Origin of the sequence: Streptomyces sp. NPDC032161 (assembly GCF_040636995.1) — a bacterium.
Taxonomy (GTDB): Bacteria; Actinomycetota; Actinomycetes; order Streptomycetales; family Streptomycetaceae; genus Streptomyces.
The window spans coordinates 335,830-352,502 of sequence record NZ_JBEZVN010000005.1; the positions used below are offsets into that span (position 1 = coordinate 335,830).

At 73.7% G+C, this 16,673-nt stretch carries 15 protein-coding genes and 2 pseudogenes; 6 read left to right on the forward strand and 11 right to left on the reverse strand.

The features are described 5' to 3' along the window. The first annotated feature begins 33 nt into the window (after positions 1-33). On the forward strand, positions 34-1,185 hold the full coding sequence (locus tag AB0E67_RS15705; RefSeq protein WP_362026287.1) for an oxygenase MpaB family protein: 1,152 nt from the start codon (positions 34-36) through the stop codon (positions 1,183-1,185). Here AB0E67_RS15705 and AB0E67_RS15710 read toward each other — a convergent pair. The 3 genes and pseudogenes from AB0E67_RS15710 to AB0E67_RS15720 form a co-directional block, all read right to left on the reverse strand. Then, positions 1,133-1,429 (reverse strand): hypothetical protein, encoded by a 297-nt coding sequence (locus AB0E67_RS15710; protein ID WP_362026290.1) that lies wholly within the window; start codon positions 1,427-1,429, stop codon positions 1,133-1,135. The genes AB0E67_RS15705 and AB0E67_RS15710 overlap by 53 nt on opposite strands. 157 nt (positions 1,430-1,586) lie before the next feature. Further along, positions 1,587-1,877, reverse strand: a pseudogene (locus AB0E67_RS15715) (DNA-binding response regulator); the annotation flags it as partial. Further along, entirely contained in the window at positions 1,865-2,212 is a 348-nt protein-coding gene (locus AB0E67_RS15720; protein ID WP_362026293.1) for an ATP-binding protein, read from the reverse strand. The pseudogene AB0E67_RS15715 and the gene AB0E67_RS15720, both read right to left, overlap by 13 nt. A gap of 520 nt (positions 2,213-2,732) precedes the next feature. Here AB0E67_RS15720 and AB0E67_RS15725 point away from each other — a divergent pair. The 3 genes and pseudogenes from AB0E67_RS15725 to AB0E67_RS15735 all read left to right on the forward strand — a co-directional run. After that, positions 2,733-3,707: pseudogene (locus tag AB0E67_RS15725) on the forward strand (ABC transporter ATP-binding protein); the annotation flags it as partial. Between the two features lie 142 nt (positions 3,708-3,849). Then, entirely contained in the window at positions 3,850-4,809 is a 960-nt protein-coding gene (locus AB0E67_RS15730; protein WP_362026296.1) for an ABC transporter ATP-binding protein, read from the forward strand. Positions 4,810-5,087: 278 nt separating this feature from the next. Beyond that, a complete protein-coding gene (locus AB0E67_RS15735) occupies positions 5,088-6,095 on the forward strand; it encodes a PP2C family protein-serine/threonine phosphatase (protein WP_362026472.1) in 1,008 nt (335 codons plus the stop codon). A 53-nt stretch (positions 6,096-6,148) separates the two neighbouring features. Here AB0E67_RS15735 and AB0E67_RS15740 read toward each other — a convergent pair whose 3' ends face one another. The 5 genes from AB0E67_RS15740 to AB0E67_RS15760 all read right to left on the reverse strand — a co-directional run bounded on the left by AB0E67_RS15740 (position 6,149) and on the right by AB0E67_RS15760 (position 10,550). Beyond that, positions 6,149-6,649 (reverse strand): NUDIX domain-containing protein, encoded by a 501-nt coding sequence (locus AB0E67_RS15740; protein ID WP_360110072.1) that lies wholly within the window; start codon positions 6,647-6,649, stop codon positions 6,149-6,151. Between the two features lie 172 nt (positions 6,650-6,821). Next, the gene (locus tag AB0E67_RS15745; RefSeq protein WP_362026300.1) at positions 6,822-7,721 is read right to left on the reverse strand and encodes a hypothetical protein; all 900 of its coding nucleotides are present in this window, start codon (positions 7,719-7,721) and stop codon (positions 6,822-6,824) included. Then, the gene (locus AB0E67_RS15750) at positions 7,718-8,731 is read right to left on the reverse strand and encodes an SPFH domain-containing protein (protein WP_362026303.1); all 1,014 of its coding nucleotides are present in this window, start codon (positions 8,729-8,731) and stop codon (positions 7,718-7,720) included. The genes AB0E67_RS15745 and AB0E67_RS15750 overlap by 4 nt, the downstream gene beginning before the upstream one ends. A gap of 113 nt (positions 8,732-8,844) precedes the next feature. Then, complete coding sequence (locus tag AB0E67_RS15755; protein ID WP_362026306.1) at positions 8,845-9,669, reverse strand: SDR family oxidoreductase; 825 nt, start codon at positions 9,667-9,669, stop codon at positions 8,845-8,847. A 221-nt stretch (positions 9,670-9,890) separates the two neighbouring features. Next, positions 9,891-10,550 (reverse strand): TetR/AcrR family transcriptional regulator, encoded by a 660-nt coding sequence (locus AB0E67_RS15760; protein WP_362026309.1) that lies wholly within the window; start codon positions 10,548-10,550, stop codon positions 9,891-9,893. 163 nt (positions 10,551-10,713) lie between these two features. Here AB0E67_RS15760 and AB0E67_RS15765 point away from each other — a divergent pair, with 163 nt between their 5' ends. Further along, on the forward strand, positions 10,714-11,592 hold the full coding sequence (locus tag AB0E67_RS15765) for a phosphatase PAP2 family protein (RefSeq protein WP_362026312.1): 879 nt from the start codon (positions 10,714-10,716) through the stop codon (positions 11,590-11,592). On the opposite strand, the gene AB0E67_RS15770 is transcribed toward AB0E67_RS15765, so the two are convergent. Together AB0E67_RS15770 and AB0E67_RS15775 are read right to left on the reverse strand one after the other, a co-directional pair. Beyond that, positions 11,581-12,207, reverse strand: a complete 627-nt coding sequence (locus AB0E67_RS15770) for a PadR family transcriptional regulator (protein WP_362026315.1) — start codon at positions 12,205-12,207, stop codon at positions 11,581-11,583. The genes AB0E67_RS15765 and AB0E67_RS15770 overlap by 12 nt on opposite strands. A 62-nt stretch (positions 12,208-12,269) precedes the next feature. After that, positions 12,270-14,285 (reverse strand): NADPH-dependent 2,4-dienoyl-CoA reductase, encoded by a 2,016-nt coding sequence (locus tag AB0E67_RS15775; RefSeq protein WP_362026318.1) that lies wholly within the window; start codon positions 14,283-14,285, stop codon positions 12,270-12,272. A gap of 244 nt (positions 14,286-14,529) precedes the next feature. On the opposite strand from AB0E67_RS15775, the gene AB0E67_RS15780 reads away from it, so the two are divergent. Further along, complete coding sequence (locus tag AB0E67_RS15780) at positions 14,530-15,060, forward strand: DoxX family membrane protein (RefSeq protein ID WP_362026321.1); 531 nt, start codon at positions 14,530-14,532, stop codon at positions 15,058-15,060. Between the two features lie 99 nt (positions 15,061-15,159). Here the strand turns inward: AB0E67_RS15780 and AB0E67_RS15785 are convergent, their stop codons facing one another. Further along, complete coding sequence (locus AB0E67_RS15785) at positions 15,160-16,665, reverse strand: metallophosphoesterase (protein WP_362026324.1); 1,506 nt, start codon at positions 16,663-16,665, stop codon at positions 15,160-15,162. Positions 16,666-16,673 lie beyond the last annotated feature (8 nt).

A 16,673-nucleotide genomic window follows, 5' to 3' on the forward strand; every position in this document is an offset into this window, starting at 1 on the left:
AGGGCTCCGGAGCGTAGTCTCCGCATAGGCAGGGTGCTGCGCCGCGTCGCGGGCGTCCACGACATCGACGAGGACCTGCTCGATCTGATCGGCCGACGCATGTACGCCCGCGACGAGCCCGGGGCGGAACTGGCCCGCGCCATGCGCAGAAGCGGCGGCTCGGGTACCGGGCGGGTCACCATGGCCCAGTTCAGGAAGGCACTCGACGAAGGCGTCCGGGCCGTCCCCGACGCACCGCCGGAACTCGTGCGGTTCTTCGCGCTGGTCGACGACGTGCCCCCGTGGGTGGACTTCGATCTGATCGAGCGGGGCGCCGGCGTGGTCCGTCGCCTGGGCCGCACCACGACGGACGTGCTGCTGCAACTGTCGCTGATCGGCGGCTACCGGTTCGGCGGGCCCGCCGAACTGCTGGTCGCGACGGGCGCTCTGTCGGGTTCGACGGCCATGAGGCGGCTCGGGGAGACGGAGACATGGACCCACGCGATCACCCGTCCGGGCGGGCTGAGGAGGAACGGGGAGGGGTTCAGGCTCACGGTTCACGTGCGGGCGATGCACGCGCTGGTCAACGACCGCTTCGAGACCAACGGGCGCTGGGACGTGGGCGAATGGGGTCTGCCCGTCAACCAGTCCGATCAGGCGGCCACACTGGGCCTGTTCAACAGCACGCTCCTGCTGGGGGCCCGCTTCCTCGGCCGGCACGTGAGCGCCGCGGACTCCCTCGCCGTGATGCACCTGTGGAAGTACGTCGGCCTGCTGCTGGGGGTGAACGAGGACTGGCTCTTCGACACCGAACGCGAACAGAACGTCTTCAACTACCACGTGCTCCTCGTCCAGGACGGTCAGACACCGGCGGGCGGTGACCTCACCGCGGCGATCGTCGAAGGCGTGCGCCATCTGGACCACGGGCGGCCGAACGCACTCCGCGCGGCGTACGCGCGGGCGCGTCTGCTCAGCATGCTGAGGTACTTCCTGGGCAGGAAGGGGCTCGAAGACCTCCGTCTGCCCATCACGCCGCCGTGGGCGGTGCCGCCCGTCGTCGCGAAGAACCTCGCCGCGTCGCTGCTCCTCGACCGCTCCGCGTACGGACGCCGCCACCTCGAACGCGCCGGCGAGGCGCACCGGCAGAAGCGCATCACGATGCTGCTCGACGGCGCCCGCCGGCGGATCGGCGCCCTTCCGGCCTGAGCGCCCCGCCTTCCTCTCGACCCGGCACGGGGGGGCGTACCGGGGTCACGGATGAACGCCCGGGTGTGCCCCAACCGTCCTCCCGGACCCGCAGAGCCAGGTCGATCTTGGTGTAGGTCGGCCGCCCGGCGTCCTGGTACTTGGTCTTGACCCGGTCCAGGTAGTACTTCGCCGTGTTGACGGTGATGCCGGCCCGCCGGGCGGTGGCCTTCAGGGTGAGCCCGGAGGCGTAGCCGACGAGCACCTCGCGCTCCTTCGGGGACAGCTTCGGGCGGATCGTCCGGTCGCAGGCCCAGGCGGAGGCCAGCTCGGGGGAGTGCGGTGCCCCCGGCGGCGACCTCCTCGATCGCCTCGACGAGGACGGACAGGTCGTGGTCCTTGGTGAGATAGCCGTCGGCGCCGTCCGCCACGGCGGCCGCGATCCGTTCGCGGTCCGGCACCACGCTGATCATCAGCACCCGGCTGCCGGCCTCCCGCAGCCGACGGATGTTCTCGGCGGGCGGGCCTCCGTCGCGCAGAACCAGGTCCAGCAGCACGACGTCGGCCTTCTCCCGCTGCCCGTCGAGGAGTTCGTCCACGGTGCGGGCGCAGCCGACGAGACGCAGCCCCGGAACACCGGCGAACCAGGAACGGATTCCGTCGAGCAGCATCCGGTCGTCGTCCACCACGGCGACGTTGATCATCTCGGCCATCTCAGCTCCACGCTCACGCCCTCGCCGGGAGCGCTGTCCACGGTGGCGTGACCCCCCGCGTCGCGCATCCGCTGGTGCACGGAACGGGTGAGGCCGAGGCCCCCGACGGCGCCCGCCGGGTCGAAGCCGCGCCCCCGGTCGACCACCGTGACGACCAGTCGGCCGGAGTCCCCGGTGACCGTCAGGTAGGCGTGGCCGGTGCCCGCGTGGCGGTGGACGTTGTTGAGCGCCTCGGTCACGGCCTGGGCGAAGGCCAGGGCCGTGTCGCCGGGCACCGCGGGCGGCTCGTGGTAGCGGACGGTGACCCGCAGGCCGAGCGCCTCCGCGGCCCGCACCGACTCCTCTGTGACCGCTGATGGCCAGGCGCACTGTGCCGGTGGGCACTTCGCGGGGAGCACCACTCTCCTGCCAGGGATCGTCCAGGGCGTGCTGCACCGGCACAGCGCGACGGAATGGGCCGTCGAGCAGGGGGACTTCTGGTGTTCGGCCCGGCCCCGGGGCCACCGGAGCGCGGAGCAGGGCTGGAAGCTGCATCTGTCCGCCACGCCGTTGTCCGCCGCCCTGGTGCTGGCGGCGGCGGCCGACGTCCTGGTCGCGGAGCGGTCGTCGTTCAAGTTCGCGGGCACCGTCGAACGCGTCGCCGAGCTGACCGGAAGCCGGGCGGACCGGGGAAGCGGTGGCAAGTTCATCACCGTCTACCCCGACGACCCGGACCGGTTCCGGCTGCTCGCGCGGCGGCTGCACGAGGCGAACCTCGGGCTCCGGGGCCCCGGCATCCTCTCCGACCGGCGCTACTGTCCCGACAGCCTCGTCCACTACCGACGGGGTCGGGGGGGGACGTACGGCGCCGGGGTCGTGGCCACGCTGCGCCGGAATCTGGCCGTGCGCGCCCTGGACGCCGGGATCCCCGGGGCGGCGCGGTTCCCGGCGGGCGATCTCGCCGGCCGCCTCTCGGCGGGTTGCGCGCAGGCGGGCTCGGCCGGGTTCACCGTCGTCACGTCCGCCGCCTCCGTACTGACCTCGCTGGGCGGCGTGGTCGCGCTGTGGCTGCTGGACTGGCGCCTCGGCCTCTCCTTCCTGCTGGGCGTTCCCCCACTGGTGCTGATCGCCCGCATGTTCATGAACCGCAGCTCGGAACTGTTCCTCCACTACCAGGAGACGCAGGGCAGGATCTCCGCGCTGATGCTCGAAGCCCTGGGCGGGGCCCGGACCATCGGCGCGGGCGGCACGGCGGACGCCGAGATCTCCCGGATCCTGCGGCCGCTGCCGGAGCTGTCCAGGACCGGTCACCGCATCTGGCGCCTCCAGCGCGACACCGGCTGGCAGGTGCGTCTCCTCGTCCCCGCCGTGGAGGTGCTGGTCCTCGGCATCGGCGGCTTCGCCCTGGTCGACGGCGACATCAGCGCGGGACAGCTGGCCGCCGTGGTGGGCTACACCGCCGTCGCCATGTCCGCGCTCGACCAGCTCGACGCGCTGTTCGCCCTCGGCGTGTCCGCCGCCGGCGCGCGCCGGGTCGCCGAGGCCACCGACCAGCCGGTGGCCGCCCCCGGGACGCTGGAGGCCGACGGGCCCCGAGCGGGCGCCGTGACGTTCTCGGGGGTGAGCGTGCGCTCCGGCGACCGGGTCGTCCTCGACTCCGTGGACCTCGACGTCCCGGCCGGCAAGGCGCTCGCGGTGGTGGGCCGGTCCGGCTCCGGCAAGAGCACCCTGGCCGCGCTGCTCGGGCGGCTGCGGGAGCCTGACGAGGGCACGGTGTACGTCGACGGCCTCCCGCTGCGCGACCTCGCACCGCACGCGCTCCACGCGTCCGTCGGCTACGCCTTCGAACGCCCGGCCCTGCTCGGCGGAACGGTCCGCGGCGTGATCGCCTTCGCGCGCCCCGACGCCCCCGACGACACGGTGACGGGCCGCCGCGCGGGCGGCCCGTGCCGACGACTTCGTGAGACGGCTGCCGCACGGGTACGACCCCCCGGTGTCCGACGCCCCGCTGTCAGGCGGCGAGGTCCAGCGACTGGGCCTGGCCCGGGCCCTGGCGCCCGCCCTGCGGTCGCTCGTCGCCGTCCTCGGCTCCTGGGGGGTGCAGCTGGACACCGTGCTGCGCAGACTGGGCGGCGCCATGGCGCCCACCGCCCCCGCGCTCGCGCCGGGCCGTACCCCGCTCACGCCGGACATCTCGCTGAACGGCGTCACCTACGCGTACGGCCCGCGCGCCGCCCCGGTGATCAGCGCGCTCTCCCTCGACGTCCCGGCCGGGTCCCACCTGGTCGTGGTCGGCCCCAGCGGAGCGGGCAAGTCGACCCTGACCGCGCTCCTGGCGGGGCTGACACTCCCGGACAGCGGCCGTCTGACCGTGGGCGGAGTCCCCGTCGAGGAGATCGACCGTACCTGGCTCCGGCGCACGGTGACGCTGATCCCCCAGGAGGCGTACGTGTTCACCGGTACCGTCCGGGACAACGTGCGCCATCTGCGGCTGGAGGCGGGCGACGACGAACTGACGGCCTCATTGGCGGCGGTCGGCGCCCTCGGGCTGGTCGAGCGGCTGGGCGGACTGGACGCCTCGGTCGGACTGGACGGGCCGGAGCTGTCCGCGGGGGAGAAACAGCTCGTCGCGCTGGCCCGGGCGCACGCGTCGGCCGCCTCCATCGTGCTGCTGGACGAGGCGGGCTGCCATCTCGACCCGGCGGCCGAGGCGCGGGCCGAGGAGGCGTTCGCCGCCCGCGGCACCACGCTCGTGGTCGTCGCGCACCGCATCAGCTCGGCTCTGCGGGGCCGCAGGATCCTGGTGCTGGACGGGGAGCGGACCGCCGTCGGCACGCACGGCGAACTGCTCGCCGCGAGTCCGCTCTACGGCGACCTGGTCGGCCACTGGATGGCCGGCCGCGCCGTCGGGGCGGGGGCGGGCGCGCGTCGGCCGGGCCGCCCGGCGGGCTGATCCGGATACGCCGCGTCGGCCGTCGGGCGGCCCGGCCGGCGCACCGGTACCGGTGCGCAGCCCGCGCGGCTCCCGGCGGCATGTTCGCGGATCTCCGGAGTGATACGTTCTGATTCAGGACGTTTCGGGGCGTTTCGGGGTGTTTGGATGTGCTGGGAGAAGCGCGGGGAGCACGCGTGACGGCGGGACGCCGCCCACCGGTCTGGGTGGGCTGGCTGCTCACCGTGCCCGCCCTGGTGGTGGGCGTGCTGCTGAACGTCTTCGCGCCCGAGCCGTACATGGGGCTCCCACTGCTGGCCGCGGCCCCGCTGGTCGCCGGTGCCATGCTGTCGTTCCGGGCCTGCGCCGTCGTCGCCGCCGTGGCCTGCGGTTTCTCGGCGCTGCTGGATCTCGCGCAGCGTCGCCCCGTCTCGGCGAGCTCCGTCGACATCGCCGTGGTCGGCCTGATCGGCGTCCTGGCCCTCGGGGTCAACCTCCTGCTGCGGCGCCAGGGCAGGGACCTCGCGAGGGCCCGGGGCATCGCGGAGGCCGTACAGCTCGCGGTCCTGCCGGACCCGCCACCACGAGCCGGACCGCTCGGTGTCGCCGCCGGATACACCGCCGCGCAGGCCGAGGCCAGGATCGGCGGCGACCTCTTCGCCGTGCAGGAGACCCCCTACGGCGTCCGCCTGATCATCGGGGACGTGAAGGGCAAGGGGGTGCAGGCCGTCGCCTCGGTCTCGGTGGCCATCGGCGCGTTCCGGCAGGAGGCCGAGAACGCCCCCACCCTCGCCGAGCTGGCCCGGCGGCTGGATGTCGCGCTCAGCCGGGAGGCCGAACGCGGCGGGAACGATCTGGCCCAGGAGGACTTCACCACGGCGGTGCTGGCCGAGGTGCCCGGCAGCGGTGAGCTGGTGCGGCTGGTCAACCGCGGCCATCCGGGCCCCTACCTGATCCACGACGGCACGGTCGTACGGCTGGACGCCACCGCTCCGCAGCTCCCCCTGGGCATGGGCCTCGGGGCGGTCGCACCACCCGACGGGGCCACGGGCACCGACGTCGTCCCGCTGCCGCCCGGTGCACTGCTGCTCCTGATCACCGACGGGGTCACCGAGGCGCGCGACCGGACGGGCACCTTCTACGACCCCTGCGCCTCGCCCGTGCTCGCCGGCGCCGGTCCCATGGACGCGGACGACCTGGTCCGCGCGGTGATCGCGGATGTGGCCCGGTGGACCGGCAACGGCCAGCAGGACGACATGGCCGTCCTGGCCGTCGTGCGCCGCGGCTCCGGCCAGGGGCCCGGCTGAGCGACACCGGCCCCCGGCGGGCGGAGCGGGGCCGGTGCGGTCGCCGGGCCGGGCTACGCGTCGGCCGCGGTGGTCGCGATCGCCAGCCGGTGCGCCGGCGGGTGCTCGATCGCGAGGTCGGGGCGCCAGGCGGCGAGGACCTGGGCCGAGGGGCCGAACATCCGCTCCGGCAGCGCGTCGAGCGCGGTCCACTCCCAGGCGCTGATCAGATGCGGCTCCGTCACCCGCGGGCTTCCCGACTCCAGCGTCACCGCGGCGGCCATCGACACCCGGTTGATCCCCGCCACCACGTCGTGGAGCATGGCGAAGACCGTCACGTCGTCCACGCCGACCTCCAGCCCCGTCTCCTCGCGCAGTTCGCGTACGGCCGCCTCGGCGATGGACTCGTGCGTCGGGTCGACCTTGCCGCCGGGGAGCTCCCACGTGCCGCCGTGGCGCATGCCGAGCAGTACGCGCCCCCGGGCGTCCTGCACGACGACGCCCACGCCGAGCGCCGCCTGCGCCACCGGCGGGCGGGAGTCGCGGGCGGGGGAGTCGGCGGGGGTGGTGTGCATGGTGCTCCTCGGGGTCGTGCGCGGGATGGTTCGGGCAGGTCAGCGCGGGGCCGCAGTGCACGTCGGTCGTGCCGGGGGACAAGCCTACGTACATCGCCCGCGGCCCCGTGAACGGGTGGTGACCACGCGCGCGGTGACCGGTCGTACGGGCCTTCGCCCCGGTGGCGCGACCTCAGACGGCCAGCCGCAGCGACGTGGCGGCGATGCCGAGGCGTACGGACTGACCCCAGGTCAGCTCCAGTGCGTCCGCCTCCATCCCGTCGCCGAAGACCACCATCCGGTCGGACTCGACCGTGAGCCGCAGCCCGTGGCCCCGCCCCAGTTCACCCGCGACCAGTGAGGTGCCGGTCGCGGGCGACGGCCACGCCTCGCGGACGAACCAGAGCAGCCGGGCGTCGGTCGGCGCGGGGGGCCGCAGCCCGCTGCTGCGCTCCTGCCACAGCGAACGGATCCAGCCCGTGGCGCCGGTGCCGGTGCCGACCAGGACCCCGGAGGAGGCCTGCGCCTCGGTGGGCCCGCCGGGCGCGTCGGGGCCGAGCCGGTACCGGGCGGTCTGGTGGCCGGGCGGCCCGAGATAGATCTCGTTGAGGGCGAGGAGGCGCTGGGTGTCGTCGGCGACCGCCTCGACCATGGTCAGGTCGTCCGTCCTGCCGCCCGGCGACACGGCCGCGCGGAGCAGGGCGGCCGCGTCGGACGGGCGGTGCCGCACCAGCACCCCCGGATTGCGCCCGGGATCGGTGTCGATGCCCACGACGGGCTGGCCGGACAGGTACTTGGCGGTGTTGGCGACCAGCCCGTCCTGTCCGACGACCACCACCACGTCCTCGGGTCCGAACAGGAAACGGTCGAGATCGGCGCGCTCCACCCGGGACCGCCGCCACTGCAACGGCACGGCCGCCGCGACGTCGTCGAGCGCCCGCCCGGTGTGCCGGTGCCGCGCGACCACCTCGCCGATGGACCGGCCCCGGCTGGAGAGGAAGAACTGGGCCTGGCCGTGCGTGCCGTGCCGGGCCAGCAACTCCTCGTACTCCGTGGTGCGATGGACCAGCACCGCGCGCGGCGCCAGACTCATGCCCGCGGCTCCCGGCCGGTCCTGCCGAGCCTGCCGATCAGGTCGGTGAGCACGTCGGGGGAGAGGGTGAGGCTGTCGATGCGCGGCAGGTTCTCCGCCAGCCTCGTCGCCGTCAGGGCGTGCAGCGTCGCGGCCTCCACCTCGCCGTGCACCCGCAGCCAGGCGGCCTGCGACTCGGCGCGGGCGGCACCGACCTCGCGTGCCGCCTCGGCCTCCGCGCGGGCCAGCCGCACCTTGCGCGCCGCCTCGGCCTCGGCGCGCACCTTGTCGGCCGCCGCGTTCTCCTCCGCCTCGCGCCGGGCGTTGGTGCCCCGCTGTTCGACCAACTGCTCCTCGCGTCGGGCCAGTTCGATCTGGCTGGCCAGCTCGTTCTCGGCGATGGCCCGTTCCCGTTCCACGGCCACGGCACGGCGCTCGTACGTGGCCCGGTCGGCCTCCTGCTGGATCTGCTCGCGGGCGGGGGTGCGCAGGGCACGCTCCACCTCCGCCTCGGGGCGGATGGCGACCACCCGGACCGCGACCACGTCGATCCCCGTGGCGGGCAGCCGGGGTTCGGCGGCGAGGCCGGTCGCGACCCGGTCGCGTACGGCCGCGACGCCGTCGACCAGTGCCTCCGCCAGTGCCGTCCGGGCCAGCGCGTCCAGCGTGTGCTGCTGGGCGGTCTCCGTGAGCAGGGTGGCGATCTGCTCCAGCGGTGCGCCGCGCCAGGCCCCGGTGTCCGGGTCGATGGAGAAGTCCAGGCGGGCGGCGGCCTCGGCCGGGTCGCTGATCCGGTACGTCACGGTGGCCTGCACGGTGACGTCCTGGAAGTCCGAGGTGCGGGCATGGAAGGCCATCGCCAACTCGCGGTCGTTCACCGGTACTTCGGAGAGAGCGGCGGTCAGCGGCCGGTACCAGAAGCTCAGCCCCGGACCGTCGTGGGCGAGCCGTCCGCGCCTCTGGTGGCGGATGTGGGCGGTGGGCGCGGAACGCAGATGGCACCAGCCGAGGCGCCGGGTGATGTCGGCCATGTGGAGAACCCCCTAGATTTCGTCATGGAGACGATAAGGGGGTGGACTCGATATCGTCAAGCAGACGACAACGATCGTCGCCGCGCGTCCGTGAGGGCGGGTGACGACGTGCCCTATGCGCCGGGGAAGCCGCCCGCCGGGTCGCCCGGGGGCTCGCCCGGGAGTTCGCCCCGGACGGCGAGGAACCTGGCCGGTACCTCGCCTCCGCCGTGCACCGCCAGGTCGGCGCCGTTGACGTACCGGGCCAGGCCGCCCGCGAGATACAGGCAGGCGTGCGCCACGTCGTCCGGCACCGCCATGCGCCGCATCGGGATCACCCCGGCCACCGCGGCGCCCTCGTCCGCCCCGTACACCGACGCCGCGCTCCCGGTGCGGACCGGGCCGGTGGTGATGTGGTTGACGCGCACCTTCGGTGCCCACTCCAGGGCCAGCGCCCGGGTCAGCGCGAGGAGGCCGGCCTTCGCCGCGGAGTAGGCGGCCGTGCCCGGCTGCGGGGTGTGTGCGGAGACGCTGCCGATGTTGATGACCGAGCCGCCCGTGCGCTGCTCCCGCATGACCCGGTTCGCGGCCTGGGCCACGTAGAACGGTGCCAGCAGATTGAGGGCGACGATCTTCTCGACGAACCTCGGTGACACGGTGGCCGCGTCGGAGTCCGGGGAGCCGCCCGCGTTGTTGACGAGAACGTCCAGCCGGCCGAACCGCTCCACCGCCCCGTCGACCAGCGCTCCCGCGGCCTCCGGATCGCGCACGTCCGCCGACAGGAAATGCGCCCGGCGGCCCCCGCCCCGCGGCGGTTCGGGGGGTTCGGTGCGCCCGCAGACCAGCACCTGGGCCCCGGCGGTGAGGAACGCCCCGGCGATCGCGGCGCCGATGCCCTTCGTGCCGCCGGTGACGATCACCGCCCGTCCCGAGAAGTCGAAGGGTCCGTCGCTGTCCATGATCCGTCCGCCTCTGCCGATGGGGAGCGCCGATCGAGGGGCAATCTACCAATCGTTTGTTCGGTGAGCGAGGGGCGCGGGGGCGCATACGGGGAACGCGAGGTGTCGTGGAACCAGGAGCGCCGCCGGAACGCGGGCGGCCGGTGGCTCCCGGGGGAACCACCGGCCGCCCGGTTCGTACGCCGCCCCCGTCCCCACGGTGCGGCGCAAGTGGGCCGTCGTCATCCGCTCGGGCGACGGTCCACGTCCTCGGGGACCGGGGCGCCGGGGGCGCCCAGTCCGAGTGCGGGGAGAACGGCGCTCTCCACGAAGCGGACGAGATACGCCTCGTCCGCGAATCTCCCGTCCAGCAGCGGCCGTGCGCGCAGCACGCCCAGCAGCTGCGCGGAGACGTACTCCGCCGCCGCGCTGTCCGCCGGGATCTCGCCGCGCGCCGCGCCGCGCCGCACCATGGCCTCGATCGCCGCGATGTCCGGCGCGATCAGCGCCTCGCGCAGCGCGCACAACAGGTCGGGGTTCTGCAGTGCGGCGTGGCCCAGCGCATGCATCAGCTGGGTTTCGCGGCCCGAGCCCGCGCCGATGACGCGCGCGGCCTCACGGAGGTCCCCCGCCAGCGTGCCGGTGTCGATGTGCGGGAGCTCCGACCGCCGGGTGCCGCGCAGCGCCGCCACGACGAGCTCCGGCTTCGACCCCCACTGCCGGTAGAGGGTGGACTTGCCGCAGCGTGTCCGCGCCGCGACCCCCTCCATGGTGAGGGCCTCGTACCCGGACTCCCGGAGGATGTCCAGCACGGCCGCGTAGAACTCCCGCGCGCGCTCCGGCGTGATCTTCGAGCGGCGCGGCGGGTGCGCCGGTGCGTGCGCGGTGTCCTGCGACGTCATTGCGGCGTCCTCCCGGCGAGCTGCGACGAGGTCCATCGATACGCCAGTCTACCGAAACGCACGTGTACCGATACGTAATCGTATCGGTACACTGGCGTATCGATTGGGCGCGCGTCCGACCACGCCGCCGATACACACAGCTTCGTCAGCAAAGGGGCGCCGGGTGATGCATGCCGGTAGCGGGCCCGCGGACCGTGAGCCGGAGGGCTTCGCCCGGCCGTCGCTCGTCCGTGAGCTTCTGCTCGTCGTCGGGTTCTTCGTTCTCTACAAACTCGGCCGACGGGTCGCGAACGGTCACGTGGAGGAGGCGTTCCACAACGCCGGTCGTGTCTGGGACCTCGAACGGGCCGTGCGGCTGCCCGGCGAGGGCGCGGTCCAGGGCCTGCTGCTGCACGACGCGACGCTGGTCCGTCTCGCCGACACCTACTACGCGGTGGTGCACTTCCCGGCCACGCTCCTGTTCCTGGCGTGGCTCTACTGGCGCCGCCCGCGCCACTACGTGTGGTCGCGCCGGGTCCTCGTCGCGCTCACCGGCGCCGCGCTCGCGCTCCATCTGCTGTTCCCGCTCGCCCCGCCCCGGCTGCTGGCCGAGGCCGGACTCGTCGACACCGGCCAGGTGTACGGACCGTCGGTGTACGGCGCGGACCCGGCGACCGACACGATGGCGAACCAGTTCGCCGCGATGCCCTCGCTCCACTTCGGCTGGGCGGTCATGGTGGCCGCCGGGCTGATCGCCGCCACCCGCACCCGGTGGCGCTGGCTGTGGCTGCTGCATCCGCTCGTCACGCTTCTGGTGATCGTCGGCACCGCCAACCACTACTGGCTGGACGCGATCGTGGCCGGCGCCCTCCTCGCGGTGGCGTGCGCGGTCCTGCCGCTGCGCCGCGTGCGGTCGGCGCCGACGCGGCGTCCGTGGCGCGCTTCGGGCGGCACGCCGGCGCCCGCAGCCGTGCCCCGGTCCGCCGGACCCGTCGCGCCCGAGGTCCACGCCGCCGTACCAGGGGCCCGTACCGAGCCCCCGTACGTCTCGTCAGGGGTGTGAGGCGTCCGGCCACGGCGCACACCGCGGGCCTGACCGCCCAGCGCCGTCTCGGACGTCCGACACCGCCGGGGTCGTATCCGGCCCTTCGCACTCGCTTTCGCCCAGGGCCCGGGTGAGCCACCCGATCCAGAAGTTCTCCAGATCGATCCCGCCGCGCAGCACCAGATGCCGCAAGCGGTCCGGCTCGGAATCCCGCCCGGGCGGGAAGTCCCGCTCCTCGATCTCCAGATACTCCGCCAGCTGCCGTCGGTGCAGCTCCAGATGGCGGCGCAGCTCCGCGTCCAGCCCCGGGGCGCCGACGACCGCCGCCGCCCGGATCCGCAGCAGCAACGGGTCGCGGACCTGTCTGGGGTCCTCGGAGCGGGCCACCCACGCGGCCAGCTCCGCACGGCCCGCGGGCAGCACCTCGTACTCCTTCCTCCGACCACGGGCCGGCTGCTCCGACGGCAGTGTCCGGATCTGCCCGGCCCGTTCCAGCTTCCCCAGCTCGCGGTAGATCTGCTGGTGCGTGGCGGACCAGAAGTAGCCGATCGACCGGTCGAACCTGCGGGTCAGCTCCAGCCCCGACGAGGGCTTTTCGAGCAGGGCGGTCAGGATCGCGTGCGGGAGTGACATGGGGTGCATCCTAGGGAGTGCCGCCCGGGCCCTCCCGCCCGCTCATGGCGCGGCCGGCTCCGTCAGAGCGCGGCCGCGACCTCGGTGCCCTGGCGGATCGCGCGCTTGGCGTCCAGTTCGGCGGCCACGTCCGCGCCACCGATCAGGCGCACCCGACGGCCCGCCGCGAGCAGTTCCTCGTACAGCTCGCGGCGCGGCTCCTGGCCCGCGCAGACCACCACGGTGTCGACCGGCAGGACGCGCCGCTCGCCGTCGACCGTGAGGTGCAGGCCCTCGTCGTCGATCCGGTCGTAGGCGGCGCCCGCGATCATCGTCACGCCCCGGTGCCGCAGCTCGGTGCGGTGGATCCAACCGGTCGTCCTCCCCAGCCCCGCACCGACCTTGCCGGGCCTGCGCTGGACGAGGTGGACGGTGCGCGCGGGTGCCGCGCGTTCGGCGGTCCGCAGACCGCCCCGCTCCCGGAGGGCGGTGTCGACGCCCCATCGCCGGAAGAACGCCTCGGGGTCGGCGCTCGCCCCGTCGCCCGGGTCGGTCAGGAACTCCGCGACGTCGAAGCCGATCCCGCCCGCCCCGATGATCGCGACACGGTCGCCGACCGGCGCCCCGTCGCGCAGGACGTCGAGGTAGCCGACCACGCTCGGATGGTCGAGGCCCGGTATCGCGGGGGAGCGGGGCGTGACGCCGGTGGCCAGGACGACCTCGTCGAAGCCTTCGAGCATCTCGGCCGTGGCCCGCGTGCCGAGCCGCAGCTCGACCCCCTCCTCCGCGAGCCTGGTACGGAAGTAGCGCAGCGTCTCGTCGAACTCCTGCTTGCCGGGAACCCTGCGCGCCACGTCGAGCTGTCCGCCGATCCCGTCCGCCGTGTCGAAGAGGGTGACCCGGTGGCCGCGCTCTGACGCCGTGACGGCGCAGGCGAGACCGGCGGGTCCGGCGCCCACCACCGCGAGCCGCCTGGCCGTCCGGGTCGGCGAGAGGACGATTTCGGTCTCGTGGCAGGCGCGCGGATTGACCAGGCAGGAGGTGACCCGGCCGCCGAACACGTGGTCCAGGCACGCCTGATTGCAGCCGATGCACGTGTTGATCGCCTCGGGGCGCCCCGCGGCCGCCTTCGCCACGAAATCGGGGTCGGCCAGGAACGGCCGGGCCATCGAGACCATGTCGGCCCGGCCCGAGGCCAGGATCTCCTCCGCGAGTTCGGGCGTGTTGACGCGGTTGCTCGTGATCAGCGGCACGGACACGGCCCAGCGCAGCCGCTCGGTCACCCAGGTGTAGGCGCCGCGCGGCACGGACGTGGCGATGGTGGGGATGCGGGCCTCGTGCCAGCCGATCCCCGTGTTGATGATCGTGGCCCCGGCCGACTCGATCGCACGCGCCAGACGCACGACCTCCTCCGACGAGGAGCCGTCGGGCACCAGATCCAGCATCGAGAGCCGGTAGATCAGGATGAAGTCGTCGCCGACCCGCTCGCGGACCCGGCGCACGATCTCGACCGGGAACCGCATCCGGTTCTCGTACGAGCCGCCCCAGCGGTCGGTGCGGTGATTGGTGGCCGCGACGACGAACTCGTTGACCAGGTAGCCCTCGGAACCCATGATCTCGACGCCGTCGTACCCGGCGTGCCGCGCCAGCTCGGCGGCCCTGACGAAGTCCTCGACCGTCTCCTCGACCTCGTCGTCGGTCAGGGCGTGCGGTGTGAAGGGGCTGATCGGTGCCCGGAGCGCGCTCGGCGCCACCAGATCGGGGTGGTGCGCGTACCGGCCGAAGTGCAGGATCTGCATGGCGATCCGGCCGCCCGCCGCGTGCACGGCGGAGGTGACCACGGCGTGCCGCTCGGCCTCCGCCTCGGTGGTCATCCTGGCCCCGCCGGGCGCGGAACAGCCCCGGGCGTTCGGGGCGATGCCGCCCGTGACGATCAGGCCGACGCCGCCCCGGGCGCGTTCCGCGTAGAAGGCGGCCATCCGCTCGAAGCCGCCCTCGGCCTCCTCCAGGCCGACGTGCATGGACCCCATCAGCACCCGGTTGGGCAGGGTGGTGAACCCGAGGTCGAGCGGGCTCAGCAGATTCGGGTACGGGCTCATGCGGCGGCTCCTCGCGCGGTGTCGTTGCGCCAGTTGTAGACCACCGGGATGTCATTGTGCAACAAGTTGCATAATGGCGTTCGTCGCAGAGCGGTCCGCGCGCGTCCCCCGGACGGCGTAGCACCGGGTCACACCGGCGGCCCGCACCACGGAGAGTGGGAGCCGGGGCGGCCGTCCCGCCCGGGGGCCACCGGCCCCGCTCCGGACTGCCGGACGCCGAACCCCGAGCCCCGCGGAGAGTGCCATGTCCCGTCCCGACCGGCGTGACCTCGGTCTGCTCGCCCTGCGCGTCGGCACCGGCGCGGTACTGGCCGCGCACGGCACCCAGAAACTGGCCGGCTGGTTCGGTGGCGGAGGCATCGCGGGAACCACCGCCGCGATGGAGGCCATGGGGTTCCATCCGCCGAAGCACAGCGCGGTCGCCGCGGGGCTCGGCGAGGCGGGCGGCGGAGCGCTGCTGGCCCTGGGCCTCGCGACACCGGCGGCCGGTGCGGCGGCGGCCGGGGCGATGGCGGGAGCCGTGGCCGTCCACGCCCCGGCGGGGTTCTTCGCGCAGGTCGGCGGTTACGAGTACCCGGCCTTCCTCGGGTTCACCGCCGCGGCGATCGGTCTGGCCGGCCCCGGCCGGTACTCGGTCGACCACGCCACCCGTCATGTCTTCGACCGGCCGTGGACGGTCGCCCTGGCCTTCGTGGGCAGCGCGGTCGCGGCGGCGGCCGTCGTCGGCAGACGCGCCAGGGGGCGGCGGGCCGTGATCGACCCCGACACGACCTGACGCCCCGTCCGCCCGCGGCGCCGGACGCGCTCGGAGGGGCCGGGCGCGTCCGGCGAGGAGCCGGGCGGCCCGGGGAAGGAGCCGCCCGGCCCGGCGGCCTTACTTGCGGAACGTCAGCGACGCGGCCGGGGAGGCGTTCCCGTACGCGTCGACCGCGACGACCCGGGCCGCGTACCGCTTGCCCGCGACCGCGCCCGGCACCGGGATGTCGAGGCTGTTCGGACGGGGCATGAAGTAGAAGTCCGAAAGGACCTTGGACGAGACGACCGGGGCGCCCGTCGAGGCGTCGGTGATGTCGACGTCGTAGTGGTGGACCATCTGGTCGTCCCGGGCCTGCGCGATCCGCAGGGCCGTACCGCCCTTCTCGTCGGTCGCCCGGGACAGCGGCCGATGGGTGGTGAACTTCGGCGCCACGGTGTTCCGGGTGGCGGCCGTGTAACGGAAGCCGTCCTTGATCTGCTGGTTCGTCGAACCCTTCAGGCGCACCGTCCAGGTGTCCCCGCTCAGGGTGCCGGCGCTGGCGTACGGCGGCTGCCAGTCGGCCGTCCACTTGCCGTCGGTGTAGATGTCGTGCTTGTCCGCGGCCATGTTCACCCGCGCGATCTCCGTGCGGTCCCTGTAGACCTCGACGAAGAGGGCCTGCGCGGTCGGCGACTCGAACCGGTCGGCCAGGCCGTCGGCGGTGACCATCTGGTAGCCGTGGTCGATCTCGACGTAGCTCATCGAACCGTCGTTGACCGACGTGAAGTCGCGCTGGTGGATCGAACGGTCGTCGTTGATGTTCAGGTGGGAGTGGCCCGAGAACAGGATGGCCTGCGGAAAGGCGCCGAGGTCCTCCGCGAGCCGGGGGTTCGCCGCCTGCTGACCGTCCATGGTGGTGCCCGTGGTGGGCCGGTGCCCCTGCACCAGGACGGGCCTGCCCGCGTTGGCCGGGTCGGCGGTGATCGCGGTCAGCCGCTCCTTGAGCCAGGCACGCTGGGCCGAATCGGAGTTGTAGGTCTCGGTGTTGACGGTGAGGATGTGCAGGCCCTTCACCACGGACTCGTAGTAGCCGCCGCCCGAGTCGGGGAACCACTCCCGGGGGTACCCGGCGCGTATCGCGGCCAGGCTCGCGTCGTGGTTGCCGTTGGAGATCAGCAGTTCGGTGTTCTTCATGCCCTTGCGGCCGAGGTTGGCCCGGAGGATCTCGGAGACGGTCCGGTGGTCGGGGCCCTTGCCGTCGCCGTTGTCGTTGATCATGTCGCCGTTGGACAGGATCGCGTCGGGCCGGGGGAAGATGGACCCGATGGTGTCGAAGAAGCTCTCGTACTTCTTGTCGGCGCTCGCGTGGCTGCCGACGTGCACGTCGGACATGACGATGAGTTCGGCCAGCGGCTTCTCGCGGGTCCTGATCAGATACCCGTACGACACCGGCACGCTGCCCCGGTTGCCGTGGAACGCCACCGCCGTGACGTTGGTGTCCTTCGTGATCCGCAGCGGACGGCCGGGGGAGTACACGCGGCTGTCGCGGGTCGGGGTCGTGCCGTCGAGGGTGTAGCGGACCGGCGCCGCCGCTCGCCCCGGTGCCTTCCTGGCGCTCGTACTTTCGTTCGTATCCCACCTCATCAACGGCT